The following is a 25,029-nucleotide window of genomic DNA, read 5'->3' as shown; positions in this document are numbered from 1 at the left end:
AAGCCCCCGGCGGCGCCACCGCACGCGTGGGGGCCCGGTCGACGGTCAGTCGGCTCTTAGCCCCCTTGAGGCAGACACTCTATCCCCTGGGGCTCCCTTCAGGGCCGTCAGGCGTCCCCCAGGACCAGATCAGGTCTCGGGGCCTGCTCAGGTAAACCTGACGCGCCGCCTGGCGGGGCGCACGGGGACCGGCGCCGGGTCTGATGCGCGCGGCAGGGGTAACCCGCCCGCTGCCTCGGGCCCGGTCCCATCGGCCTCGGCGCCGGCCTGTCCGTCATGGATCGTATCGCTCGCGCTGCCCGGATCGTCCGCCTGCGCGGTCGCTCGCACCGTATCGCTGTCAGCAACCGGCTCCGATCCGTCCGACACGTCGGCGTGTGCAACGTCCTTCTCTCGGCCTTCCTCGGGCTCTACCGCGCTCGCGTCGCCCGACGCATCGGCAGCGCGCAGCGCTTCTTCGGCCTCGGCCTCCTCCCGCATCCAGCCGTAGCCCTTGCCCACCTGCCAGGAGCTTCGAAACTCCTCGGCAACCGACGCCATGGTCCTGAAGTCGTCGTCGTAGTCGTTGAGGCCGTCGACACAGGCCAGCACGGGATTGGAACTCCACAGCTTGCGCAGGGCCGCGTTTTTCAGTTGCGTTGAAACACCTTCCTTCAGGAACACCGAATAATCGGAGCCGAAGTCGAGCGTTTCGAGATCGACCGCCTCGGCGGCCGCGCGATTCTCGGCCAGCTGCCGCTCATGCTCCTCCGCGCGCCGGGCCGCGGCCTCGTCGACGGCGGGCGTTTGCGCCTCCACTGGCGTATCCGCGCTCCCGGACGGCAGGTTTCGCGCCGCCTGCTTGCGTTGCGACCAGCGGCTGAGGAAGCCGCCGTCGCCGTCCCGCGTGTCGTGCGGATCCCTGGACCGGCTCATCCCTCGCCTCCCGCCTCGCCTCCCGGCCGGCGTCCCTCCGGCGCGAAGATCGGCGTCTTGCCGAAGATGGGCTCTTCCTTCACCGCCCGGTCGCGCCGGCGCTTGCGGAAGCTCGGCGCCTCCGGCACGGCGGCAAGAAACCGCGCCATCCAGGCGACCGTCTCCGCGGGCATCGCCACGCGTTCCACGAGCCCCTCCCCGCTGTCGAGAAACCCTTGCGCTTCATAAGGGTCGGCGGTGACGCAGACGACGCGCCAGCCCGGCTCCGCGTCGTCGTCGGTCACCTCGTCCAGCATCACCCAGATATGCGGCGTGCCCGTCTCGATATTGCGGTCATAGGCCTCGACCATCTTGTGATGCAGCGTCAGCACATGCGGCGAGGACAGAAACCGCGTGCGCTCGCCCTCCACGGACAAGAGCCGCCAGCCGTCGGTCGGCGGCGCGTCGGGCACCACTTCGGGCACCGACCACGTCCAGTCCGCCCAGCGTGACGCGGCCGGCGCGCGTTCCAGCACCACGCCGAGCGTTGTTGAGATTTCCCGTTCCACGCGAAGCTCCGAATATCCGTCCAGTGGACTCAGGCGGCCGTGCGTCGACCGTGCCCGCGTCTTCCCCAACGTTCGATTTTGGCTCTCACGGTCGATTTTGGAGCGGAACGGCCGTCTTGACAATCTTCGCAAGCGACGACGCCGGCGAGCCGAGGGAAAATCGGGGTGACGCGGGGGAGGAAAAGCTTGCGCGACTGCGCTATGTTGGCGACCAAATCGAGATGGGCGGAGGCGCGGCGGTTCGGGAGACCGGCACCGACCGTGTGACACCGCCGCCAAGGAGGGAATCGATGAACGCACCCCACCGGCGGGTTCTCCTTTGCAACTGCGAAAAGACCATGGCGCTCGATCCGGCGCGGATCGACGGCGTCGGCGACGACACACCCATCCACACGCAGCTGTGCCGGGCGCAATTGTCCGCCTTCGAAACCGCGCTCGCGACCGGCGAGCCGATGACGGTCGCCTGCACGCAGGAAGCCCCGCTCTTCGGCGAGGTCGCCGAGGACGCGGGCGCCGGGCAGCAGATCACCTTCGTGAACATCCGCGAGACCGCCGGCTGGAGCGCGCGCGGGAACGATCCGCACCCCAAGATCTCCGCCCTTCTGGCCGAAGCGCAGGTCGAGGCGGCGCCGGCGCCGCTGCATTCCATCGAATCGGACGGCGTCTGTCTGGTCTATGGCGCGGGTCAGGCCGCGCTGGACGCGGCCCGGGCGCTCGAGGGGCGGCTCTCCGTCTCGCTGCTTCTGAGCGATGCACGCGATCTCATGCTGCCCGCCGTGCTCGAGGTGCCGGTCCATTCGGGCCGCATCCGCACCGTCGGCGGATCGCTCGGCGGGTTTTCCGTCACCGTCGACGGCTATGCGCAGATCCTGCCCTCCTCGCGCGGGGCGGCGCAATTCGCCATGCCGCGCGATGGCGCCAAGGCGACCTGCAGCCTGATCCTGGATCTCTCCGGCGAGACGCCGCTCGTCACCGCGCCGGCCAAGCGCGACGGCTACATCCGCGTCGACCCGAAGGACCCGGCGGCGGTGGCGCGGGCGCTGTTCGACATTTCCGACATGGTCGGCACCTTCGAGAAGCCGGTCTACGTGCAGTATGACGCGTCGATCTGCGCCCACGGACGGTCCGGCAAGACCGGCTGCACCAACTGCCTCGATGCCTGCCCGGCCGGCGCGATCACCAGCGCGGGCGACACGATCGCCGTCGACGCAGGGATCTGCGGCGGCTGCGGCTCCTGCGCGGCGCATTGCCCGACCGGCGCCGTCAGCTATCAATATCCGACCCGCGCCGATCTCATCACCCGCCTGCAGACCCTGCTCGGCGCCTATCACAAGGCCGGCGGCAGGGAGCCCGTCCTGCTCGTGCATGACGGCAGCCACGGCGTCGACCTCATCAACGCCAAGGCGCGGTTCGGCGACGGGCTTCCCGGCAATGTCCTGCCCTTCGTCACCCATGCGGTGACTGTCTTCGGACATGACGCCATGCTTGCCGCCGTGCTCGGCGGCGCGCGCCGTCTGGTGTTCCTCTGTCCGCCGTCGCAAGCGGAGGAAACGGCGGCGCTGCAGGCCGAGATCGATCTGGCCCACGCCCTGCTCGCCGGCATGGGCTACGCGGGCGCCGGCGTCTTCGAGATCACCGTCGAGGCCGATCCCGACGCACTCGACCGCCATTTCGCGAAACCGGACAGGTCTCTGCCGGCCGCGCCGGCGAGCTTCCGGCCCGTCGGCGGCAAACGCGACGTGGCGCGCAGCGCGATCTCCCGCCTCATCGCCGACGCCCCGCAGCCGGTCGAGACGATCGCCCTGCCGGCCTCCGCGCCCTACGGCCGCATTTCCATCGACACGGACGGCTGCACGCTGTGTCTCGCCTGCGTGTCGGCCTGTCCGGCCAATGCGCTCGCCGACAATCCCGACCGGCCGCAGGTGAGCTTCACGGAAGCGGCTTGCGTGCAATGCGGGCTGTGCGAGACGACATGCCCGGAGAGCGTCATCACGCTGGAGGCGCGCTACAACGCGACGGCCGAGGCCATGCGCCCGACGGTGCTCCACGAGGAAGAGCCGGCGACCTGCGTCAGCTGCGGCAAGCCCTTCGGCACGAAGTCCTCCATCGCCCGCATCCGGGAAAAGCTCTCGGGCAAACACTGGATGTTCCAGCGCGAGGACCAGATCGCGCTGATCGAGATGTGCGACGACTGCCGCATCGCGGCCCAGTGGGAGATGTCGGACACACCGCTCAGGAGCGGTCAGCGGCCGAGGATCGTCACCACCGACGATTACCTCGAGGCCGACAAGGGCGGCTGGTCGGTCGACGATTTCCTGAAGGACGACTGAGCGCACGGCGCGCACGGCGCCCGCCCCATCGCAACAAGGGCGGGACCGCCACCGGTCCCGCCCTTTTCTGTTCTGGAAGAGATGCTCCGGTCGGGCCGACTGGCTCCTGGCGGCCCAAAGGCCGGGCGAGCCGCCTGCCTGCGCGCCTCACCGCCCCGGGCCGGGCTCTCCGTCCGCAAGGACGCTCTGGCAAGCGGCCCCGCGACGGCGGCATCAGCCGTGGCCGGCGGGCGGGTCGAGTTCGGGATCGGCGAGGTTCTGCCGCAGCATCTCGCGATATTGCTCCACCATGTGATTGACGAAGTCCTCGTGGCTCTCGACCTCGATCACCGCCTTGGCCACATGGGCGTTGTAGCGCGCGGCCGCCCACAGAAAGGCGAGATGCAGGTCGGTCGCCGGGATCTTGCGGTTTTCCCGGTTGGCGACCTCGATGAATTTCGCGGCGGTCTGCAGAAAGCCGGCGGTGTCGAGCTCGCCTTGCGCGCGTGCGGCGCGCCGGTCCTGTCGGTTGGCCATGAAGCGGGATCCTCGGTTTGAAAAAGACTGTAGCGGCTGTGGACCGGACGCGGCGCGTCAGGTGACCTCGAACCAGGCCATCATGCCGGCGGCCTGGTGTTCGAGCATGTGACAGTGGATCATCCACTTGCCCGGATTGTCGGCGACGAAGGCGATTTCCACACGCTCGCCCGGGTCGGTGAGCACGGTGTCGCGCCATTCCTCCCGCGCGACCGGCGTGCCGTTGCGGCTGACGATCTTGAAGTGATGGCCATGCACGTGAATGCCGTGCGGCCAGCGCGTGTCGTTGACGATCGGCATGCGCACGGTGCGCCCGCGCGCCACGGTGAACATCGCCGGGTCCATGTGGCTGCCGGCAATGCCGTTGAAGGCCCAGACCTTGCCCTCCTGCACCAGCGCTCGGATGTCGCGCGTCTCACCCTTCAGCACCGCCTCGCGCATCCGCCCCATGGCGCCGCCTTCCATGAGGAGGTCCTGCGCAAGCGCATCCTGCATGTCGAGCGCCTTCGGAAGCGGATTGGCGGGCAGCGCGATATCCTCCGGCAGCGGGCTTGCGCGCGTGACGGGCGCGCCGGAGACGACGAATTCGCAGGCCGCGAAGGGCTGGCCGGACGCCTCCTCAACCGTGTAGGTCGCGGGCGTTTCGGGCAGGTCGACGATCAGATCGGCGCGCTGCGCGGGCGCCAGGCGCACCGCCTCCTCGGCCAGCGGCTCGGGCGCGACCGGCTGGCCGTCGAGCGCGACGAGGCGCGGCGCAAGCCCCGCGAAGCGGAACGTCATCACCCGCGAATTGGCGGTGTTGAGCACGCGCAGGCGCAGCCGTTCGCCGGGGCGGGCGGGAAACTTCGCGTAAGCCTCGCCATTGGTGGTGAGCACATTGCCGAGCCGGCCGGCATGGGCCCAGTCGTGCATCGCGCCGAGGCTCGCGGTGTCGATCTGGCGCTCCTCGTCGAGCCGCCAGTCGTCGAAGGTCAGGATCACGTCGCGGTCGTAGGCCCTGACGCCCGGCTCCTCGACGATCAGAACGCCGTAGAGCCCGCGCGCCATCTGGTCCCAGGAGCGATTGTGCGGGTGATACCAGTAGGTGCCGGCATCGGGCGCGTTGACGAGATAGTCGAAGCTCTCGCCGGGCGCGACGGGCGGCTGGGTCAGGCCGGCGACCCCGTCATAGGCATTGTCGATGCGGATGCCGTGCCAGTGAATGGTGCTCGGCTGATCGAGCCCGTTGCGGAAGCGGATGCCGAGCGTCTCGCCCTGTCGCATGCGCAGGACGGGGCCGGGCACGCGACCCTCATAACCCCAGATGTCGGCCTGCGGACCGCCCTCTTCCCACAGCGCGGCGGTGCCGGGGCGCGCCTCGAGGTCGCGCAGCTCAGCCCCGGCGGCAAATGCGCCGCGCGGCAGGCCGAGCGCAAGGCCCGCCGCCGCGCCCGACAGCAGGACGGTGCGACGGCTCACGTGAAAAGAATTGGTCATCTGTCAGGGTCCCGGCCGGAAATCACTCGCAAGAGTGTAGGCCAGACGCGCGGCGAGGCAAGCGGTGCGAGGCCGGAAGGGCGCAGGGCGCGGCCGTTCCCTTCAGATGCCGTCGCCGGCGTGCTCGAGGCGTCTCGTCATGGTGCCCGCAACGACGGTCACCGCACAGGCCACCGCCATCACGAGAACGAGCGGCCAGATCGTGCCCGGCCACAGCACGCCCGACACCAGCCAGCCGACCAGCGCCGAGGCAAGCCCGCCCGCGCCCATCTGAAGGCTTCCGGACAGGCCGGAGGCGGCGCCTGCGAGGTCGGGACGCACGCTGACCGCCCCGGCGATGGCATTCGGCAGGGTCATGCCGTTGCCGATGCCGACGACGAACATCGGCGCGAACAGCGACAGCGGATGCACCAGCCCCAGGGCGAAGGGAAGCGCGATCGCCGAGACCGCCACGACCAGCACCGCGGTCCCGCCGATGATCATCCGCCCGATGCCGACGCGCGCGGAGAAGCGGCCCGAAATTCCGTTGCCGAGGATGTAGCCCGCCGCCACCATCATGAAATAGAGGCCATAGGTGGCGGGCGTCATGTCGAGCATGTTCGCGGCGATGAAGGGCGCGCCGCCCAGGAATGAGAAGAACACGCAGGAGGTCGCCGCAGAGGTGATCGTATAGGCCCAGAACAGGCTGGAGCGCGACAACGTGGCGTAGCTCGCGATCAGTCCGCGCAGCCCGCCGCCGCGCGTGCGCGTATGGTTGGTCTCGTGCAGCTCCGCCGCCGCCCAGACGAGCACCAGCACCCCAAGCACCACCATCAGGTAGGAACTCGTGCGCCAGCCGAAGGTCTGGTCGAGCGTGCCGCCGATCGCCGGGCCGATCATCGGCGCGACCGCAAGCCCCATCGTCACATAGCCGATCATGCTGGCCGCGCGGCTGCGGTCGAAGAGATCGCGCACGATGGCGCGGCCAAGCACGATGCCCGCGCAGCCGCCCGCCGCCTGCAGCACGCGGCCGACGAGCAACACCTCGATGCTGTCCGCGAGCGCGCAGACCACGCTGCCGAGAATGAAGACGACCAGTCCCCACAGGAGCACCGGCCGGCGACCGTAGCGGTCGGACAGCGGACCGATGCCGATCTGCGCCAGCGCGATGGACGCGAGAAAAAGCGACAGCGAGAGCTGCACCATCGCGGCGGTCGTGTCGAAGACGTCGACCAGAACCGGCATGGAGGGAAGGTAGATATTGAGCGCGAGCGGGCTGACTGCGGAGACCGCGACGAGCAAGGCAATCGTCGGGCGCCGCGTCGGCAGGGCCGACGATAGGCTATTTGTCATACGTCTTCCTAGGAGCGCCTCGCCCCGCTTGGCAAGTCAAAAGCGCGTGCCCGGACCGGCGCAGGAAAGCGCGGCAGGGTTGCGCTCAACGCAACCCTGCCGCGCCTTGTTCAGAGTGCCGTTACGGCCTCCGCCATCAAAGGTCCAAGCGTCAGTCTCCGGACGCGCGGCGGGGATTGAAAACGCGTCCGAGCATCGCGCGCACCGCGAGGGCGCGGGCGCGCCGACCGCGGGCGGTCAGCGCCCGCACATCGGCGTGGGTCAGGGAAAAGGGATCGAGGGTCCGGGGATCGATATCGCGCATGACAGGCTCCTTCAGAGCTCGGGGAGAGAGCGAGGGCTTAAGGGTGGAGGGCCGGAGAGGTCCGGGAGCGGTTCGCTCCGCGCTTCCCGCCTCCGCATGCGACTTAAAATGACCTATTGCGAGCAGGGCGACAAACGGGTTATTTTCGGCTTTCGGATCAAATTTTCTGTGTCGAAATGCGCTATACCCTCCCCCCGCTCAATGCCTTTCGCGTGTTCGAGGCCGTCGCGCGCCACATGAGTTTCGCCAGGGCGGCGGAGGAGTTGCACCTCACGCCGTCGGCGCTGAGCTATCAGATCAAGTCGCTGGAGGCGCATCTCGGCCAGCCGCTGTTCAAGCGCATGAACCGCGCCATCGCGCTCACCAGCGCCGGGCGGCGGCTGCTGCCGGGCGTCGAAGACGGCTTGGCCCGCTTCGCCGACGCGGTTGCCGCGCTGACGCCCGAGCAGGACGACCGCAAGCTCGTGGTTTCCACCGGCCCGGCCTTCGCGGCCAAGGTGCTGGTGCCGCGCCTGCACCGCTTCGTCGACGCCTGGCCCGACATCGAGTTGCTGGTCTCCGCCAACATGAAAAATGTCGACTTCGAGACGGACGACGCGGACCTCGGCATCCGCTTTGGCCTCGGGGCCTACGAGGGGCTGACGGTCGAGCCGCTGCTCGACGAGGCCGCACTTGCCCTGTGCACCCCGGAGATGGCGCGCGGGCTGTCCGCGCCGGAGGATCTTGCGAAGGTCACGCTGCTGCATGACGACAGCATCCGCCACCTTCCCGACGCGCCGACCTGGGCGCGCTGGCTGGAGGCGGTCGGCGTTACCGGGATCGATCCGACGAAGGGCTTGCGTTTCAGCCACGCGGACCACGCCCTCAACGCGGCCGCCGAAGGCCTCGGCGTCGTGCTCGGACGCCGCAGCCTGTCGGAGGGAGATCGCCGCTTCGGCCGCCTCGTCTCGCCCTTCGAGACGGTGCTGCCGATCCGGCCGAGGTTCTTCCTCGTCGGCCCGCCGCGTGCTTTCGAGCGGCGCCCGGTTCTCGTCTTCCGCGACTGGATCCGCGCCGAAATGGCGGAAATGGAAACGTCAGCGCGGTAGATCGGCGGTGGCGGCGGCGACTTGCGCGCGCTTGCGCTCGCGCATCAGGCTGTAGAGCCCCGTGCCGACCAGGATCGCGATGCCTGCGAGCGTCGGCCCGTCGGGCACGTCCCCCCACACCACATAGCCGATCAGGATCGCCCACAGGATGATCGAGTAGCGGAACGGCGCGACCACCGAGAGATCGCCCATGCGCATGGCGGCGATGATCGAGACGAAGCCGACCAGAATGAAGCCGGCGGCGGTCGCCAGATAGGCAAGCTCCCGCCAGGTGGGGACCAGCCAGTCCTCGCCGAGCGACAGAACCAGCCCCATCAGGCACACGCCCAGCAGAGTGGCGAAGGAGACGCCGAGCGTCGGCACGTCCTTCGGCAGGACGTTGGTCGACAGGTCGCGCAGCATCATGAACATCACGCCCGCGAGCGCCACCAGCGCCCAGGCATCGAAACCCGCGAGACCCGGACGCACGATCAAGAGCACGCCGCAAAAGCCGACGATGACGGCCGTCCAGCGCCGCCAGCCGACCGGCGCGCCGAGGAAGATCGCGGCCCCCGCCGTGACCAGCAGCGGCAGCGCCTGCAGGATCGCGGTCGCATTGGCGATCGGCATGTTGAACAGGGCCGTGAGATAGAGGCAGGTGGCCGACACTTCCGCGAAGACGCGCACGCCGACCCATTTGTTCGCCAGCCGCGAGAAGCGGCGAATCGAGCCGTTGGCGATGCAGATCGCCAGCAGAAGCGTCAGCGCGAACAGCCCCCGGATGAACATGATCTGGCCGAGCGGCAACCGGTCGGAGACGAGCTTCACGAAGCTGTCGTTGAAGATGAAGCCCATCATCGCGATCATCATGATCGCAATGGCACGACCGTTTTCCTGCATGACACTATCCGGTTGTGACGATCGTCCCGGTCGGGACGATGTGGCGGGCAAGACACGCGGGCGGGCGGGCCGGGCCGGGCCGAATGCGGAGACCGGCGCGCGACGCTTGAATCCCGCGGCTGGGACAGCCGTCGCCGGCCGGCGCGGGACGGGTCAGTTTCGCCGGCGCAGGGGCAGGTTTGTCAAGAGGTTCTGCGGCTTCATGCGCAGGATGCCGTCGGCGCCCATGGCCAACCCCAGCCACACGGGCTTGCCGCGCATCGTCTCCACCACATCGCCGCGCGTGTCGAAATCGAGGCGGAACAGCGCGACGATGCGCGCCAGATCCGCCTCGCCGACCGGAGTGCCCTGGTAGAGCGCATTGAGGATGCGGGTCGCTTCCGCGTCGAGCCCGATGTGCCACGACCAGCGCTCGTCCTTGATGGATTGCTGCGGCTGGATCCGCACCTCCACCCCGTGGAAATGCCGGACCCAGGTTTCCAGCACGCGGGCGAAGGCATCGAGCGCCGGTTCGGTGAAGCGGAAGTCGATGGCCGTGTCGAAGCGGTCCGACCGCTCCCAGTACAGGACCGCATTGTCCTCCGACAGAACGTCGAGCGACACGCCCGGCGTCGGCGTGCCGGCCTCGGCGAGCAAGGCGCCGAGCCCGCCCAGGCCGCCGGTCCTGGAATAGGTCTCGACGATCTCCGCGTCCGCCAGCATCAGCTGACCCTCGGTCGTGGTCACCGCCTGCTCGCGAAACAGCAGTTCGCCGGCGCGCACCCGAAACGGGTCGGCCGCCTTGCGCAGCATGTTGTGGACGATCAGATGCACCAGCTGGTCGATGAACATCGGCGGCACGGTGATCGTCGCGCCTTCGCCAAAGAGCGCCGCATAGGCGGCCTCCACCGTCTTGTGGCGGGCGAGATGGTCGCGGAAGGCGAGCACCACACGATAGTTGTCCGCCGCGTCCGCATCGGCGATCGCGGCAAGCTCTTCATCGGCCACGGCCGCGAAGGGATCGGCCATGAGCTTTTCGAAGAGCGCATGCTCGGCCGCGCAGCTCTCCTCGACCGGATGGACCTCGGGCCGGGTGAAATAGGCGCGCAGGAAGTCCGGCGTGACGGCGAGCCAGCCGTTGGCGTCGCGCGTCATCAGATGCATGCCGGAGGATTTCCAGAAGCTCGGCATCACGCGTCGTCCTCGCTCACATCCCAGATCCGGGTGTGGGGGTCGTCGGTCGGCGGGGTGACCAGATGAAAGCGCTCGTGGATCGCCCCGTCCCCGTCGATCTCCCGCTGGATGGCGAGCAGCGCGTTGATCTGCAGTTCCTCGGCCAGGCCGCATGCATCGGCGATCTCCGCCTCGGCCACCGGCATCGCCGCCTCGACGCTCGGCGCGCCATGTTCGTCGACGAAATGCTGCGCCAGCCGCGCCACCAGACGCGCCTGGTCGGCGTCGGAGATCTCGTCCGGCGTGGCGAGCGTTGTCCAGCCGAAGTTCTCCAGCGACAGAAAGCCGGAGACGAAGGCCTGGCGCACCTTCCCCGTCAGGCCTTCCTCGGTGAAGGCGCGAAAGGCGAAGGTGCCGGGAATGACCCAGTCGCCCGGCTCGGCGGCGGCCGGGAAGACATGGGTGTCGGAGACGTCGAAGCGGATGGCCTTGAGACATTTCGCCATGATCAGCGCGCGGCGACCTCCATGGGTTCGGGGGGAAGATGATCGCGCAGCCGCAGGGCGACGGTCTGCCCGCCGGCCTGCGCATCGCGCTTGAGCAGGAGGTTGCCCTCCTCGTCCAGTCCGAGGAAGGTGCCTTCCTCCACGCCGTCCGGCGTGTCGACGCTGTGGCGCTTGCCGTATCCGTCGGCGCGGAACAGCCAGTTCTGGAGCACGGGCGCGAAGCCGTCGACATCCCAGGTGTGGATCCAGGTGAGCAGATGGCGGGCGAGCGATTCCAGCACCTGCGTGCGGTCGAGGTCGACCGCCCCCTCGTCCACGAGGCTGGTGCGATCGGGCATGTCGCCGGGCTCGACCGGCCCGGCGATGGGCGCGAGCCGCATCTCGATCCCCACGACCAGCCAGAGCGGGCTGTCGTGCTCGTCGCGCTCCACGCTCTGCGCGAAGCGCACCCCGCCGACGGCCGCGCCGTTCACCCGCAAGGTGACGGGCCATTCATAGGTCAGCGCCGTCTCCGGCGGCGTGATCGCGCCGAGCGCATCGGCGGTCGCGACCATCGCAAGGAAGAGCATCTCCTGCGTGCGGGTTGCCGGGACCTCCGGCTCGAGCACCAGCGCCATGGCCACGTCCTTGGTGCCGCGCGACCACAGAAGGTCGCCGGCTCCATAGGAGCCCGTGCGCGCGCCCGCACAGGCGGCGCGAAACACATCCTTGCCCGCCTCGATGCGGTGCCCGCTCAGCAGCGGAGGAAACGTGGGGTCTGGCAGCGCCATGGCATCGGTCCTTGAAGGAAACGCTTGCACCCGTCTCGCGGCGACTTCACGCGATGAATCAGGTCCTGAATGCAGCACTTTCATACCATTCGAACAAGTCCGGGCGCGACAGGCCACGCCCGCGACAAACCGAGTCGGATCAGGCGGTTCGACGGCCGCATTCACAGACCGATTCACGTCAAGGCGTCGCTCAGCCGAGATCGATCTCGCCGGTCACGACATGTTCGAAGTCCTGGCCGTCGATGGTCAGGACCACGCGCGCCGGCAATTTGCCGCGGGTCAGGCCAGCCTCGCGGACATGGGCTTCCAGCGCCTGCTGGGAGGTCACGCCGACCTGCTTGAGGAATTTGCGCATCGACATGTTGAAGGTGTCGTTGTCCATCGGTCGTCCTTTCAAGGTGGTTTTCAAGGTGGGTACAGATCCCGCGGCACCCATGGGAAAACAGGGTTCAGATCCTGATTCAAGCGCTTGCGAAACTGAGTCCGATTGTTGCACCAAGCCTTTGATCAGTCTTCAAGTTCCAGATCCAGAGCGCGGGTCTCGTCGCCAGAGCGCAGCAGCACCCGCCCTTGCGCGTCCGCCCGCTCCAGCCGGCCGCGCAGACCGGCCAGCGTGCGCACCGGCCAGCCGTCGAGCGCCAGCACCACATCGCCCGGCGCGATCCCGGCGGCGGCCGCCGCGCCATCCGGCGCAACCGAGAGCACCTCAAGTCCCGGTCGCTCCGGCCCCGGCGGCGTCGGCCTCGCACGAAGGCCGAGCGACCGGCGCGGCGAGCGGTCGGCTCTCACCGCTTCCAGCACCCGCTGCGACAGCGCGGCGGATACGGCGAAATTGACGCCGAGATCGCCGTCGCCGGCCTTGGTGAAGATCGCCGAAAGGACGCCGACGAGGCGTCCCGAGGCATCGATCAGCGCGCCCCCGCTCGCGCCCGGATTGACGGCCGCATCGGTCTGCACGAAATCCTCCACCGCGTTGAAGCCGATGCCCCCGCGCCCCGTCGCCGACACGATGCCGCAGCTCACGGAGATGCCGAGCCCGAAGGTGTTGCCGAGCGCGCAGACCGGCTCCCCGAGATCGGGATCGCCGCCGAAGGACAGTCCGGGCAGATCGGCCTTGACGGAAAGCACCGCCAGATCCGTCGCCCGATCCCTCGCCACGATCCTCGCCGGCAGCACCCGGCCGTCGCCGAGGCGCACGCGGGCCTCGGTGGCACGCCCGAGCACATGATCGGCCGTCAGCAGAAGCCCGGTCTCCGCAATCGCGACGGCTGAGCCCTCGGGCTCTTCCGTGTTGACCTCCCCGTCCGGCCAGTCCGGCAGCACCGCCACGACGCTTGCGCGCGCCGCCTCCAGCACCGCCGTCGCTGGCGGGCGGGCGGCCGGCTCGGCGCGGGCCGCAAGCCCGGCGGCGCCAAAGACGAGCGCCAGGCCAATCGCCAGACCGCGGGCGGTGTCGAGGATCATTCGCTCGGGCTGAGGCGCACGGCCCCCGGCGTGTCGGTCTGATAGCGCGTCTGGGCGGAGAAATCGAAGGCGTTGTTCAGGATCGCCCAGGCCCCGCCTCCGATCACCACGAGGGCGACCATTGCACTCACGAACGCTTTCATCGGTTCGCTTCCTTTCCCGTGTTCTCTTGCGTGTTTTCTTGCGTGTGCGTGTCGGCGGCCTCCGGCGCGCCATCGGGCGCCGTCGCGCGCTTCAGAAAGGCCACCAGCGCATCGCGCTCTTCCGCGTTCGTCAGGCGCTGGATCGGCATCTTGGTGCCCGGCGTCACGACGTCGGGCCCATGGTCGAAGAGGTCCGAAATGGTCTGCTCATTCCACACGAAATCCGCCTCGAGCAGCGCCTGCGAATAGGGATAGCCCGGCAGCCCGCCGACCTTGCGGCCGAAGATGCCGTAAAGCGTCGGTCCGGCGCGGTTGGCATCGTCGGGCGTCAGCGTGTGGCAGACGGAGCATTTGCGCGCGAACTGCCGGGCGCCGGGATCCTCCTCCTCCGCCACCTGGAAGCGGCGCGGAAACTCGCTGCCCACCGGCTCGAACGGCCGGCGCGGCGCGATCTGCCAGGCGTTCACGTGATCGTCGAGCCCGGCGTAGAAGGCGACCGCATTGTCAGGCGAAAACGCCAGAGCCCAGACGGGGCCATAGGGGTTTTCGTAGGTTTCGAGCAGCCCCCAGGACGCCGCGTCATAGACATGGATGCGCCCGTCGCCGCCGCCGCTTGCAAGCCGCGTTCCGTCTTCCGAGACCGCAAGCGCCAGCACCGGGCGCTCGTGGCTGGCCAGTTGCTTGGCAATCGTGCCGGCGTCCAGATCGACGACGGCGACCGTGCCATCCGTCCCGCCGAACGCGAGCCGGGTCCCATCCCCGAGCAGCCGCAGGACGTTGACGCCCCAGCCGTGCGGATGGACCTCGCGCAGCAGCGCGCCATCCGCGCGGGCGAAGGCGCGGATCGCCCCGTCCGACGATCCGGTGTAGACGGTTTCGCCGTCGGGCGAGAAGGCCACCGCGTTGACATTGTTGCCGTGGCCGGTCAGCCGCACCAGCGGCGTCAGGCGGTCCGGCCCGATCTCGTAGAGATGCGCGCTGCGATCCCAGGAGGCGGCGGCGGCATGGCGCCCGTCGGCGGACAGCGCCAGCGACAGCATCTTGCTTTCGCCGGTGTCGTGCCGGTCCAGCATCGTGCCGTCGGTCAGGTCCCACAGCGCGATGGCCCCGTCGTCGCCGACCGAGACAGCGCGATCTTCGCCCAGAAACCGGGCATCGTTCACCGCGGCCTCGTGGCCGATGAGACGTTGCGCGACCGTGGCCTCTCCCGCCTCGATCCGCCACAGGATGGCGGCGTAGTCGAAGGAGGCGGTCAGCGCCCGCGTGCCGTCGGCCGCGAGCGTCACCGACTTCACCGGGCCGCCGTGCCCCTCGAGGCGTTCGGGCCATTCGGCCGCGTGCAGCGGGCCGCAAACGGCGAGCGTGACCGCGAGGGCCGCCACCGCCGTGCCGGCACCGCGCAAACGCCAGCGCTTCATGGCCGCATCACTCGGCCGGCTGCGGCGCGGCGGTCGTTTTCACCGCACCCTCGCCCTGGCGCGCGAGCACCTCTTCCACCCAGAGCGAATGGTGCTCCCTGGCCCAGTTGAGATCGACCTCGCCGGAGCCCATCGCGTCGAAGGCGCCTTCCATGCCGATCGAGCCGATGTAGATATGCGCGATGATCACGCAGATCAGGAACACGCTCATGATGGCGTGCCACAGCGACGCGAGCTGCTGCTCCTGCAACACCGACAGTCCCGTCGGCAACGACGTGCCGAAGATGCCGTTGACCATCACGAAGGTGTCGTTGAAGAAGTGGGTCGTATAGGGGAACAGCAGAGACCAGCCCGACAGCGACACCGACAGACCGCCCAGGATCGTCAGCCAGAAGATCATCTTCTGACCGGCATTGAACTTCTTTGCCGGCGGATGCAGGTTCTTGGAAAACAGTCCGCCGCCCTGCAGGATCCACTTGATGTCGGTCTTGTCCGGCAGGTTGTGGCGCACCCACATCAGGAAGATGATGGCGAGCCCCGCCATGAAGGCGAAGGCAAGGTAGTTGTGCAGATACTTGCCGAACATGGTCACCGCGCCGAAGGCTTCCGCCCCGATCACCGGCATCAGCACATAGCGGCCATACATCACATTCAGCCCCGTCAGCGCGAGGATGATGAAGGACGACGCCAGCAACCAGTGGCCGAAACGCTCGAAGGCGGCGAAGCGCGTGATCGTCTTGTCGCTGCGGCCATGCTCGATCCTGACCCGTCCGCGGATCGCGAAGAACAGGCACAGCACCACGATCATGCCGAGCAATGCCCAGCTCGCATAGAGCGCCAGCGGGCCATTGCGCACCGAGCGCCACAACTCGCCCTCGGACTGCACCAGCGTTGCCGCCTTCTGGTCGGGGATCGACACGCTGCCGGCCGTGCCCTGGCGCACCGCGCGCCACATCTCGCTGTCGGAGCTTGCGCCGAGCGTGTTGCCCGGCACCGTGCCGCCGAGCGGCGATTGCGTTTCCACCTCCGGCGCCGTGCCCTGCTGGGCCGCCGCGCCAGACGCAAGCGCAAGCGCAAGGACCAGTGCCGCACACAGGGCCAGCGCCAGCTGCACCCAAGACGTCTCACGCCGCGCACCCGCAAGCGCCGCCGCGCCGCCCGTCACCCGTTCCATCGCCATTCTCCGCATCCTCTTCCCTCCATCGATCCACCGCGGGCCGGCCCGTCCGCCCTGCCCGCCGTCCATCGACGCCTTGGCGCCCTGCGCCCCAGAAGCGCTTCAGAAGCGCTGGTGATCCCCGCGCCGTTGCAGGTCCCTGCGCTCGTCTTCCGTCAGTTCCTCATCGGCCGGACCCTGGTAGGTGCCCTTCTCGATGATCAAGGTCCGATTCTGTTCTTCTTCCCGGCACCCCGGCAGAACGCTCAGCGCCACCGCCGACGTCGCCAGAACGAGCCATGTGGCCACACCCGATCTCACCTTCACAACTCCTTCGCGGTTCGCGATCCGTCTTTCCCGCAAGCGCCCTTTTCCGCAAGCGCCCGCGCGCCCGACATCCAGAAGCGACCGGCCCTGCCGGTCATCGAAACTCTCACCCCCGCGCAAGCCTCGCAGCCGGCGTGCCGCGCTCCGTCTGCGCCAATGCGGCAGCGGTCCCGCGCGTTCCGCCCCCGGGCAACCGCCCAAGGCGCCGCCCCCCTGCGAACACGCAACCTCCGACCCGAATCCCGCACTCAACTCTCGCCCGAAGTCCCGCATTGGAGCCCTCGTACGCCACCCGCGCACCGCGAGGCCCGCCCGACGCACCGCCCCGGGACACTGTTACCGGCACTGGGCACCCGGCACAGGATCGGAGGCTCAACCCACGGCAACCCGACCCAGACGGACCCGCCGTCAGACGCGCCCGCAGCTTATCCGTATTTCACCGTATTTCATAGCGGATCGCCACCCGATTTCCAATCGAAATCAGAGGTTTGCGCAGAATCGAACAAGAAAGGACGCAGTCATGCGCAAACGCACCGCCCGTCTTTTTCAAGACGTCGCAGCGCCACATCCTGCCTGCAGCGAGGCCGGACCCGAGACGCGCCCTGACCCTGCTTTCGAACATCGTGCAAGACCCGCATATGGCGGCTCCGGCTGATGCCCACCCGGGCCACGAGATCGACGCGCCGCCCGCGTCGCAGTACGGGCCATCGATCTCACGTGCCGAGACGACAAAGGCGGCTTTCGCCGCCTTTGCCCTCAGTTTCGCGTCGGGCGCGGCGCTCAGAGGCTGCCGGCCTTCTGCTCGTAGGCCGTGCCCCAGCCCCAGGCGCCGGAGCCGAAGCCGCGCGCCACGACACGCTCGCGGTAGATCGACGACACCACGTCGCCGTCGCCCGCCAGCAGTGCCTTGGTCGAGCACATTTCCGCGCACAGCGGCAGCTTGCCCTCCGCCAGGCGGTTGCGACCGTATTTGGCGTATTCGGCCGAGGAATTGTCGGCCTCCGGACCGCCGGCGCAGAAGGTGCACTTGTCCATCTTGCCGCGCGAGCCGAAGTTGCCCGCCTGCGGATACTGCGGCGCGCCAAAGGGACACGCGTAGAAACAGTAGCCGCAGCCGATGCACAGATCCTTGGAGTGCAGGATCACGCCTTCGTCGGTCTCGTAGAAGCAATCGACCGGGCACACCGCCATGCAGGGCGCGTCCGAGCAATGCATGCAGGCGACCGAGATCGAGCGCTCGCCCGGCTGGCCGTCCTGGATCGTCACCACGCGGCGACGATTGATGCCCCAGGGCACCTCGTGCTCGTTCTTGCAAGCGGTGACGCAGGCGTTGCACTCGATGCACCGCTCGGCGTCACAGAGGAATTTCATCCGTGCCATGATTTCTCCCCCTTACGCCACGCGCTCGATGCGGCACAGCGTGGCCTTGGTTTCCTGCATCTGGGTGACCGAGTCGTAGCCGTAGGTCTGTGCGGTGTTGCACGCCTCGCCAAGGACATAGGGGTCGGCGCCCGTCGGATACTTCGACCGCAGGTCCTCGCCCTGGAAATGGCCGCCGAAGTGGAACGGCATGAAGGCCACGCCTTCACCGACCCGTTCGGTCACCATCGCCATTACCTTGACCTTGCCGCCCTCCGGACCGTGCACCCAGACCATGTCGCCGTCGCGGATGCCAAGGTCATTGGCGTCGCGCGGGTTCACCTCGACAAACATGTCCTGCTGCAGCTCCGCCAGCCACGGGTTCGACCGCGTCTCGTCGCCGCCGCCCTCGTATTCGACCAGACGGCCGGATGTGAGGATGATCGGGAAGTCCTTGGAGAAGTCGTTCTCCTGGATCGACTTGTAGCGGGTCGGCACGCGCCAGAACGACTTGTCGTCATAGGTCGCGTATTTGTCGAGCAGGTCCCGACGGTTGGTGTAGAGCGGCTCGCGGTGCAGCGGCACCGGATCCGGGAAGGTCCACACCACCGCGCGCGCCTTGGCGTTGCCGTAGGGGGCGCACCCGTGCTTGATCGCGACGCGCTGGATGCCGCCCGACAGGTCGGTCTTCCAGTTCGTCTTCTCGCCCGCGATGGCGTCGATCGTGGCCCGCTCCTCGGCGGTCAGATCGCTATCCCAGCCAAGCTTCTGCAGCATGGCCATGGTGAACTCGGGATAGCCGTCCTCGATCTCCGACCCGGTCGGCCACGACCCCTCGGCGAGGAGGTTGTCGCCGTCCTTTTCCACGCCGAAGCGGGCGCGGAAGCCCATGCCGCCCTCGGCGACCGGCAGCGAGGTGTCGTAAAGCACCGCCGATCCGGGATGCTTCATCTCCGCGGTCCCCCAGCACGGCCACGGCATTCCGTAGAAGTCGCCGTCGCACGGCCCGCCATTGGCGCGCAGCGTGGTCCGGTCGAACGTGTGCTGGTTCGCCATGTGGAGCTTCATCCGCTCCGGCGACTGGCCGGTGTAGCCGATCGTCCACATGCCGCGGTTGAATTCGCGGGTCACGTCCTCGATCAGCGGCTCCTCGCCGTTCACCTCGATGTTCTTGAACATCTCGTCGGCGAAGCCGAACTTCTTGGCGAGCAGGTAGGCGATCACGTGGTCGGGCTTGGACTCAAAGAGCGGGTCGATCACCTTCTCGCGCCACTGCAGGGAGCGGTTCGACGCGGTCGCCGAGCCGTAGGTCTCGAACTGCGTGGTCGCGGGGATGAGATAGACCCCGTCCTTGCGCTCGTGCATGACCGCCGACATGGTCGGGAACGGGTCGATGATCACAAGCAGGTCGAGCTTGTTCATCGCCGTGCGCATGTCCGGAAGACGGGTCTGCGAGTTCGGCGCATGTCCCCAGAACACCATCGCCCTTGTGTTGTCGGGCTGGGTCAGGTTGCCCTTGTCCTCCAGAACGCCATCGATCCAGCGCGACACGGGGATGCCCCGCTCGTTCATCATCGCGACGTCCTTGCCGTCCTTGCCCTTCATCGTGGCAAAGCGGCTCTTGAGGTAGTCGATGTCCACGTCCCACACGCGCGCCCAATGGGCCCAGGACCCCGGCGCGAGGCCGTAGTAGCCCGGGAGCGTGTCGGCCAGCACGCCAAGATCCGTCGCGCCCTGCACATTGTCGTGGCCGCGGAAGATGTTGGTGCCGCCGCCGGCCTTGCCCATGTTGCCGAGCGCGAGCTGAAGGATGCAGTAGGCGCGGGTGTTGTTGTTGCCGTTGGTGTGCTGGGTGCCGCCCATGCACCAGATCACGGTGCCCGGACGATTGTTCGCCAGCGTCCGCGCGACGCGCTTGAGCTGCGAGCCCGGCACGCCGGTGACACGCTCGGTCTCCTCCGGCGTCCACTTCGCGACCTCGGCCTTGATCTGGTCGATGCCCCACACGCGCTGACGCAGGAACTCCTTGTCCTCCCAGCCGTTCTCGAAGATATGCCAGAGAATGCCCCACACGAGCGCCACGTCCGCGCCGGGACGGAAGCGCACGTATTCGGTCGCATGCGCGGCCGTGCGCGTGAAGCGCGGGTCGCAGACGATCAGCGGAGCGTTGTTCTCTTCCTTGGCCTTCAAAACGTGCAGCAGCGAGACGGGATGCGCCTCGGCCGGATTGCCGCCGATGATGAAGATCGCCTTCGAATTGTGGATGTCGTTGTAGGAGTTCGTCATCGCGCCGTAGCCCCAGGTGTTGGCAACACCCGCGACCGTGGTCGAGTGACAGATACGCGCCTGGTGATCGACGTTGTTCGTGCCCCAGAAGGCCGCGAACTTGCGCACCAGATACGCCTGCTCGTTGTTGTGCTTGGCCGAGCCGAGCCAGTAGACGCTGTCCGGCCCGCTTTCCTCACGGATCTTCAGCATACGGTCGCCGATTTCCTCGATCGCCTGATCCCAGGAAATCCGCTCCCACTTTCCGTCCACCAGCTTGGTGGGATACTTCAGACGCCGTTCGCCATGCGCATGCTCGCGCACGGACGCACCCTTGGCGCAATGCGAACCCAGGTTGAACGGGCTGTCGAAGCCCGGCTCCTGCCCGGTCCACACGCCATCCTGGACTTCCGCCAGCACCGTGCAGCCCACGGAGCAGTGCGTGCAAACCGACTTCTTGATATCGACCTTGGCCTGCGTCGGCCCGGCGGCCTCCGCCTTGCGGACCATGCCGCCGCTCAAGGCCCCGGCCGCGGCAAGACCGCCGGCGGCCAGCCCCGACCGACGCAAGAACGTACGGCGGTCCATGGCGCTGGCGGCCATCGCCTCGACGGCCGAAGCGAGACGCGTGCGCCGAGCCACGGAGCTCGTCTTTTTCCTCAACATTGCGTTTCTCCTTCAATCGCGCGACGAGAGCGTTCCCACCGCACAAAGCCTCACACCCGTTGTCTGCTCTGCGACGCATTCCCCGGCGCGGTATTCCCCGGTACGGCGTCCCCCGCGACGTCTTTCCCGAGACGTCGTCACCGGGAGCCTTTCGCCGGGAGCCTTCCGCCGGGTCCCTTCAAGGGGCCGGCCCGGGCCCGGATCATCCAGATCCGTCGGCCACCGGCCGAGCGGTGCGAGGTGGCGAAGCGTTTTCGGGCCCGACCGACGCCGCGCACGAAACAGTCGCGACCGCGGATCCCGGACGGGGACCGCGACCGAAAGCGACGCGCTATTCAGAAGCGCGCGGACGCGTAGAACGTCTTGACGTGGTCCGTCTCGCGGTAGCCGGCGGCCGTCTCCGAGACGACCTCGGCAGCCTCCGCGCGGCCGCCCGTCACCAGCGTCGCCGATCCGGCGACCGCTCCGAGACCGGCCAGCTTCAGGAAGCTGCGCCGATCCGCCTCGGCGGCGGTGTCCTTGCGTTTCATGCATTACCTCCTCAGGTCATGCGCCGGGCGCCCATGCCCGGCATCCCACGAACAGCGCGCGGCCCATGAAGACCGCGCGATCCCTCACCCGGCATCGTGCCGGGACTCGAACAGGGCATCCGCCTGTTCCTCGAGTTCCATGAAGACCCGGCCAAGCCGCCCGAGCGCCGGGTACAGCCGCCCCGTTTCGGACGCTTCCAGGTCCTTGAAGAAATACGGCGCCCAGGTCGCCAGATGGGCGCGGAAGAATCGCGCCGCCGCATCCGGCGCGCCATCGCCGAAGGTTCCCTCGATCAGACCCGCCATCATCTGGCATTCCGCCGCGATGTGGTCTTCCGGCTCCTTCACCTGCGGATCCCGCTCGATGCCGAAGCGCCGCATGTCCTGACGCAGCAGCGCCAGCGGTTTCTCGTTCAGGAAGCCGGTCAGATAATAGGAGCCGTAGGGAACGAATTCGCCCCGCCCGACGCCGATGAAGAGATCGTGGTACTCGCGGCGCAGCGATGCCTCGTCCGCTTGCGCGGCCGCGCGCGCGAGACCGCCAATCGCCGCCCCGAGCGCGCTGTCGTCACCGGACAGACCCGCCACCACGTCGAGCCACTCCCGCGTCGGCGCGGCTTCGAGCGCGCTCGACAGGATCCCGTAGATCGCGATCCGATCCCGGTCCTCGTCGTATACAGTTCGGGCGATGTCGCCTGCATGCCCGATGTTCTGCCCATCGCCCTCCGACACGACCGCGCGCGTCGTCGGTTCCGTTTCCATCATACAAATGGTCTCCCTCTGCGTCACAATAGCTTCGGGCGCGAGACGGTTGCAAACGAATTCAATTTTGCGATGCCACAGCGAAGTCCTTGTTTTTTCGGAGGATTGGACTCCAGTATCCGCATATTTCACAGCAGAACATCACAAAACGACACGCCGTTGCGTCTTTCGTGATGCCGCAACGCAGCAATCGCTGCCGTTACGGCGCCGACGGCGCCCAAAACCGGAGTTCGCGAAAATCTCTTTCGCCGAAATCCTAAAGTTGAGTTCCATATTCCTGTTTCCGGCGGGGCATCGCACCACACCGGGACGCGCGAAGCCGCACCGCCCGAAACGAAAAAGCCCCGGCGCGAAAAACGCCGGGGCTTTATCGAGAATCGCCGGGACATAAAAAAGACGCGAGAAACATGAGGATTGCCGCGGCGATCGCGCCGGACTCCCGTGCTCCCCGCGGCGCGGCCCGTCCTGGCCGCTGCGTCAGCTCTCGATCACGATCTTCGGCGCGGCGCGTTCGCCCGTCTCGCGGTGACGCTCCACCTCCGCCCAGACCTTCGCCGCGATGTCCTTGTAGATCGTCGCATGCGCGCCGTCGGGATCGGTGACGGTCACCGGCGTGCCGGCATCGGAGTTTTCGCGAATCGCCATGTCGAGCGGCACCTCGCCGAGGAAGGGCACGCCGAGCTTCTCCGCCTCGATTCGCGCGCCGCCATGACCGAAGATGTCATGGCGACCGCCGCAATCCGGGCACAGGAAGTAGCTCATGTTCTCCACGATGCCGAGCAGCGGCACGTCGACACGGCGGAACATGTTCAGCCCCTTGCGGGCGTCGATCAGCGCCAGATCCTGCGGCGTCGACACGATCACCGCTCCGGCGAGCGGCACATTCTGCGCCATGGTGAGCTGCGCGTCGCCCGTGCCGGGCGGCATGTCGACGACGAGCACATCGAGCTCGCCCCAGGCCACCTCGCGCAGCATCTGCGTGATCGCCGAGATCACCATCGGCCCGCGCCAGATCATCGGGGTTTCCTCTTCAACGAGGAAGCCCATCGACATGACCTTCACGCCGTAGCCCTCCAGCGGCTTGAGGATACGCCCCGACACGGGCTCCGGGCGCCCGGTGACGCGAAACAGACGCGGGATCGAGGGGCCGTAGATGTCGGCGTCGAGCACGCCGACCTTCAGCCCGTTGGCCTGCAGGGCGAGCGCCAGGTTGCAGGTCGTGGTGGACTTGCCGACGCCGCCCTTGCCGGAAGCGACCGCGATGATCGCCTTCACGCCGGGCACGCCCGGCTTTTCGGTCTTCGCCTCGCCGCCGGCGGGGCCGCGCCCCTGCATCGGCGGCGGCACGCTGCCCGCCTCACCCGGCTTCGGGGCCGGGCGCACCGGCGCTGCCGGCGCCGGCCCCGAGCCCTTCGCCCGTTCGGAGGTGAGCGCGGCCAGCACCTTTTCGACCCCGGGAAGCTTTCCGACGACCTTCTCGGCGGCCTGACGCAGGGGCTCGAGTTCCTCCGCGCGCTCGGCCGGAACGGTGATCGAGAAGATCACCCGGCCGTCGGTGATGAACACATCCGACACCAGTCCGAGCGAGACGATGTCCCCCTTGAGATCCGGTCCCTTGACCTTCGCAAGTTCCTTGAGCACGTCCTCGCGCGTCGGCATGCCACCCCCGTTCTCTTTCTTCTTCCAAAACATGAAACCGATCCTGTCCCCGATGGTCCTGCCCGATAGTCCTGCCTCGGCGGTCTTTCCCTAATGCTCTGGGCGGGAACGTAAGGGCATCGCCGCAAAGGTCAATTGCGGAGCGGGCCGGGTACGATTGCAGCGCGCGGGATTGGCGCGCAGTCAACAAAGTTTTCACGACGTCCATAAAAAGTGAAGCAAATCGGCGCTTTTCCACCCGCGACGCGCGGCCTTTTAACGGCTTTCGAAACCGCTTGCGACACAGTGTTTCAAGAAACCGGAAAAGACGAGGATTGCTGTCATGCCCCTTCACGCGCTGAGCTTCACCGCCGGCATCGACTGGTCGGCGATGCGCCAACCGGCCGACGTCGAGATCGATCAGGCGCTGTCGCGCGCCCGCCGGATCAACCGGCTCAACGGCGTCACCGGCGCCATCCTGCTGTACCCCACCCGCCTCGTGCAGTGGCTGGAGGGACCGCAGGCCGGCCTCGCCGAAAGCCTCGCCTGCGCGCGCGCCGACGCCCGGCTGACCGACCTTCAGGTGATCAGCGAGGGCGCGGTCGACACGCGGATGTTCGCCGAAAGCTGGCTCCTGTTCGCCGACCTGCGCGCGGCGAACGCCTGCCCCACCGCCTTTCTCGCGACGCTGGCCAACGGCACCGCGCCGATCGGCTGCGAGGAGATGCGCGAGGGCCTGCGCTCGATCTCGGCCCGTCTCGCCCCGGCGCGTCACACCCACGCGGCGATGCTGGTGTGAGGGGCGCGCACGCCTGATTGCCAACGGGTTAATCGGACAATTCGAGATTGCGGAAGCCGGATTACCGAAACCGAACGACTGCCCGATACCTTGCCCCCCATGAGATCGAACGACAGATCGAGCGACGGGGGCCTCGGATGACCGTGACACGGCTTTGCTATCGCAGCACGCCGAATTTCGCCGACATGACCGGCACGCTGGACGAGGAAATCGACCGGCTGCTGCTGACCGCGCGGCGCAACAACGCGCGCGACGGCGTCACGGGCGCGCTGCTGCTGGCCGGCACCACCTATTTTCAGATCCTGGAGGGGCCCCAGGAGGCGGTGACGTACACCTTCCGGCGAATCGCCCGCGATCGCCGGCACATGGACCTCACGCTGATCGACGAGCGCGACGACACGGCCCGCCTGGTGCCCGGCCGCTCGCTCTATTTCGCCGACACGATGGACGCCTACGACGGGGTTCTCGCAAGCCTCATCCTTCCGATCGCCAATGCGCCCGAACTCGTGAGCTACGAAGATCTCGCCTCTCTGGTGATGTTCAGCGCCAATCGCGCCGCGCGCGACACGCCGATGCTCGATGTCATGAGCGCCTAGGCGCCTCCCGCCCGATCCGCGAGGCGGACGGGCCTTGCCGCATCCGCAGGCCCCCTTGTCAGGAAACGCTCGCCTTCCATAGTCTGAAAC

25 protein-coding genes are annotated in these 25,029 nt (G+C 67.9%); 4 read left to right on the top strand and 21 right to left on the bottom strand.

The features are described 5' to 3' along the window. Positions 1–147 precede the first annotated feature (147 nt). Together ABL312_RS05770 and ABL312_RS05765 are read right to left on the bottom strand one after the other, a co-directional pair. Entirely contained in the window at positions 148–915 is a 768-nt protein-coding gene (locus ABL312_RS05770; protein ID WP_349360422.1) for a DUF3306 domain-containing protein, read from the bottom strand. Continuing rightward, positions 912–1,463 carry a DUF3305 domain-containing protein gene (locus ABL312_RS05765; RefSeq protein ID WP_349360421.1) on the bottom strand — a complete coding sequence of 184 codons (552 nt, stop codon included), beginning with the start codon at positions 1,461–1,463 and terminating at the stop codon, positions 912–914. The genes ABL312_RS05770 and ABL312_RS05765 overlap by 4 nt, the downstream gene beginning before the upstream one ends. Before the next feature lie 290 nt (positions 1,464–1,753). Here ABL312_RS05765 and ABL312_RS05760 point away from each other — a divergent pair, with 290 nt between their 5' ends. Further along, positions 1,754–3,793: a 4Fe-4S dicluster domain-containing protein gene (locus ABL312_RS05760; protein ID WP_349360420.1), complete on the top strand. Its 2,040-nt coding sequence runs from the start codon at positions 1,754–1,756 to the stop codon at positions 3,791–3,793. A 213-nt stretch (positions 3,794–4,006) separates the two neighbouring features. Here the strand turns inward: ABL312_RS05760 and ABL312_RS05755 are convergent, their stop codons facing one another. From ABL312_RS05755 to ABL312_RS05740, 4 genes are all read right to left on the bottom strand, one after another. Beyond that, positions 4,007–4,309 (bottom strand): DUF3144 domain-containing protein, encoded by a 303-nt coding sequence (locus ABL312_RS05755; protein ID WP_349360419.1) that lies wholly within the window; start codon positions 4,307–4,309, stop codon positions 4,007–4,009. Positions 4,310–4,366: 57 nt separating this feature from the next. After that, positions 4,367–5,785 (bottom strand): multicopper oxidase family protein, encoded by a 1,419-nt coding sequence (locus tag ABL312_RS05750; RefSeq protein ID WP_349360418.1) that lies wholly within the window; start codon positions 5,783–5,785, stop codon positions 4,367–4,369. A 102-nt stretch (positions 5,786–5,887) separates the two neighbouring features. Beyond that, on the bottom strand, positions 5,888–7,117 hold the full coding sequence (locus tag ABL312_RS05745; protein WP_349360417.1) for a multidrug effflux MFS transporter: 1,230 nt from the start codon (positions 7,115–7,117) through the stop codon (positions 5,888–5,890). Positions 7,118–7,268: 151 nt separating this feature from the next. Next, complete coding sequence (locus ABL312_RS05740) at positions 7,269–7,421, bottom strand: hypothetical protein (RefSeq protein ID WP_349360416.1); 153 nt, start codon at positions 7,419–7,421, stop codon at positions 7,269–7,271. Between the two features lie 176 nt (positions 7,422–7,597). Between ABL312_RS05740 and gcvA the strand changes: the two genes are divergently transcribed. Further along, positions 7,598–8,509: a transcriptional regulator GcvA gene (gene gcvA, locus ABL312_RS05735; RefSeq protein ID WP_349360415.1), complete on the top strand. Its 912-nt coding sequence runs from the start codon at positions 7,598–7,600 to the stop codon at positions 8,507–8,509. On the opposite strand, the gene ABL312_RS05730 is transcribed toward gcvA, so the two are convergent. The 15 genes from ABL312_RS05730 to ABL312_RS05660 all read right to left on the bottom strand — a co-directional run bounded on the left by ABL312_RS05730 (position 8,498) and on the right by ABL312_RS05660 (position 23,565). Continuing rightward, positions 8,498–9,388: a DMT family transporter gene (locus ABL312_RS05730; protein WP_349360414.1), complete on the bottom strand. Its 891-nt coding sequence runs from the start codon at positions 9,386–9,388 to the stop codon at positions 8,498–8,500. The two genes, gcvA and ABL312_RS05730, sit on opposite strands and share 12 nt — an antisense overlap. Before the next feature lie 153 nt (positions 9,389–9,541). After that, positions 9,542–10,558: a DUF6352 family protein gene (locus ABL312_RS05725; RefSeq protein WP_349360413.1), complete on the bottom strand. Its 1,017-nt coding sequence runs from the start codon at positions 10,556–10,558 to the stop codon at positions 9,542–9,544. Further along, positions 10,558–11,046 (bottom strand): DUF6505 family protein, encoded by a 489-nt coding sequence (locus tag ABL312_RS05720; RefSeq protein ID WP_349360412.1) that lies wholly within the window; start codon positions 11,044–11,046, stop codon positions 10,558–10,560. The genes ABL312_RS05725 and ABL312_RS05720 overlap by 1 nt, the downstream gene beginning before the upstream one ends. A 2-nt stretch (positions 11,047–11,048) precedes the next feature. Beyond that, positions 11,049–11,816: a biotin/lipoate--protein ligase family protein gene (locus ABL312_RS05715; RefSeq protein ID WP_349360411.1), complete on the bottom strand. Its 768-nt coding sequence runs from the start codon at positions 11,814–11,816 to the stop codon at positions 11,049–11,051. 190 nt (positions 11,817–12,006) lie between these two features. Next, on the bottom strand, positions 12,007–12,198 hold the full coding sequence (locus ABL312_RS05710; RefSeq protein WP_349360410.1) for a DUF6494 family protein: 192 nt from the start codon (positions 12,196–12,198) through the stop codon (positions 12,007–12,009). A gap of 125 nt (positions 12,199–12,323) precedes the next feature. Beyond that, positions 12,324–13,280, bottom strand: coding sequence for a trypsin-like peptidase domain-containing protein (locus tag ABL312_RS05705; RefSeq protein ID WP_349360409.1), 957 nt, complete (start codon positions 13,278–13,280; stop codon positions 12,324–12,326). Beyond that, positions 13,277–13,423, bottom strand: coding sequence for a hypothetical protein (locus tag ABL312_RS05700; protein ID WP_349360408.1), 147 nt, complete (start codon positions 13,421–13,423; stop codon positions 13,277–13,279). The genes ABL312_RS05705 and ABL312_RS05700 overlap by 4 nt, the downstream gene beginning before the upstream one ends. Continuing rightward, the gene (locus ABL312_RS05695) at positions 13,420–14,841 is read right to left on the bottom strand and encodes a c-type cytochrome (RefSeq protein WP_349360407.1); all 1,422 of its coding nucleotides are present in this window, start codon (positions 14,839–14,841) and stop codon (positions 13,420–13,422) included. Before ABL312_RS05695 ends, ABL312_RS05700 begins: the two co-directional genes overlap by 4 nt. 7 nt (positions 14,842–14,848) lie before the next feature. Beyond that, positions 14,849–16,021, bottom strand: a complete 1,173-nt coding sequence (locus tag ABL312_RS05690) for a formate dehydrogenase subunit gamma (RefSeq protein WP_349360406.1) — start codon at positions 16,019–16,021, stop codon at positions 14,849–14,851. A 99-nt stretch (positions 16,022–16,120) separates the two neighbouring features. Continuing rightward, entirely contained in the window at positions 16,121–16,318 is a 198-nt protein-coding gene (locus ABL312_RS05685; protein WP_349360405.1) for a hypothetical protein, read from the bottom strand. 786 nt (positions 16,319–17,104) lie between these two features. Then, the gene (fdh3B, locus tag ABL312_RS05680) at positions 17,105–17,704 is read right to left on the bottom strand and encodes a formate dehydrogenase FDH3 subunit beta (RefSeq protein WP_349360404.1); all 600 of its coding nucleotides are present in this window, start codon (positions 17,702–17,704) and stop codon (positions 17,105–17,107) included. Between the two features lie 12 nt (positions 17,705–17,716). Continuing rightward, positions 17,717–20,614 carry a formate dehydrogenase subunit alpha gene (locus ABL312_RS05675; protein WP_349360403.1) on the bottom strand — a complete coding sequence of 966 codons (2,898 nt, stop codon included), beginning with the start codon at positions 20,612–20,614 and terminating at the stop codon, positions 17,717–17,719. A 335-nt stretch (positions 20,615–20,949) separates the two neighbouring features. Then, on the bottom strand, positions 20,950–21,144 hold the full coding sequence (locus tag ABL312_RS05670; protein ID WP_349360402.1) for a twin-arginine translocation signal domain-containing protein: 195 nt from the start codon (positions 21,142–21,144) through the stop codon (positions 20,950–20,952). 84 nt (positions 21,145–21,228) lie between these two features. Continuing rightward, positions 21,229–21,909 (bottom strand): molecular chaperone TorD family protein, encoded by a 681-nt coding sequence (locus ABL312_RS05665; RefSeq protein ID WP_349360401.1) that lies wholly within the window; start codon positions 21,907–21,909, stop codon positions 21,229–21,231. A 474-nt stretch (positions 21,910–22,383) separates the two neighbouring features. Continuing rightward, complete coding sequence (locus ABL312_RS05660; RefSeq protein ID WP_349360400.1) at positions 22,384–23,565, bottom strand: Mrp/NBP35 family ATP-binding protein; 1,182 nt, start codon at positions 23,563–23,565, stop codon at positions 22,384–22,386. A 322-nt stretch (positions 23,566–23,887) separates the two neighbouring features. On the opposite strand from ABL312_RS05660, the gene ABL312_RS05655 reads away from it, so the two are divergent. Together ABL312_RS05655 and ABL312_RS05650 are read left to right on the top strand one after the other, a co-directional pair. Beyond that, a complete protein-coding gene (locus tag ABL312_RS05655; protein ID WP_349360399.1) occupies positions 23,888–24,343 on the top strand; it encodes a BLUF domain-containing protein in 456 nt (151 codons plus the stop codon). A 137-nt stretch (positions 24,344–24,480) separates the two neighbouring features. Further along, entirely contained in the window at positions 24,481–24,939 is a 459-nt protein-coding gene (locus tag ABL312_RS05650) for a BLUF domain-containing protein (protein ID WP_349360398.1), read from the top strand. Positions 24,940–25,029 lie beyond the last annotated feature (90 nt).

The organism is Stappia sp., assembly GCF_040110915.1.
In the GTDB taxonomy this organism is placed as follows: Bacteria; Pseudomonadota; Alphaproteobacteria; order Rhizobiales; family Stappiaceae; genus Stappia.
Note: the sequence above shows the minus strand (reverse complement) of the source record. Positions and strands in the feature narration are given on the sequence as shown.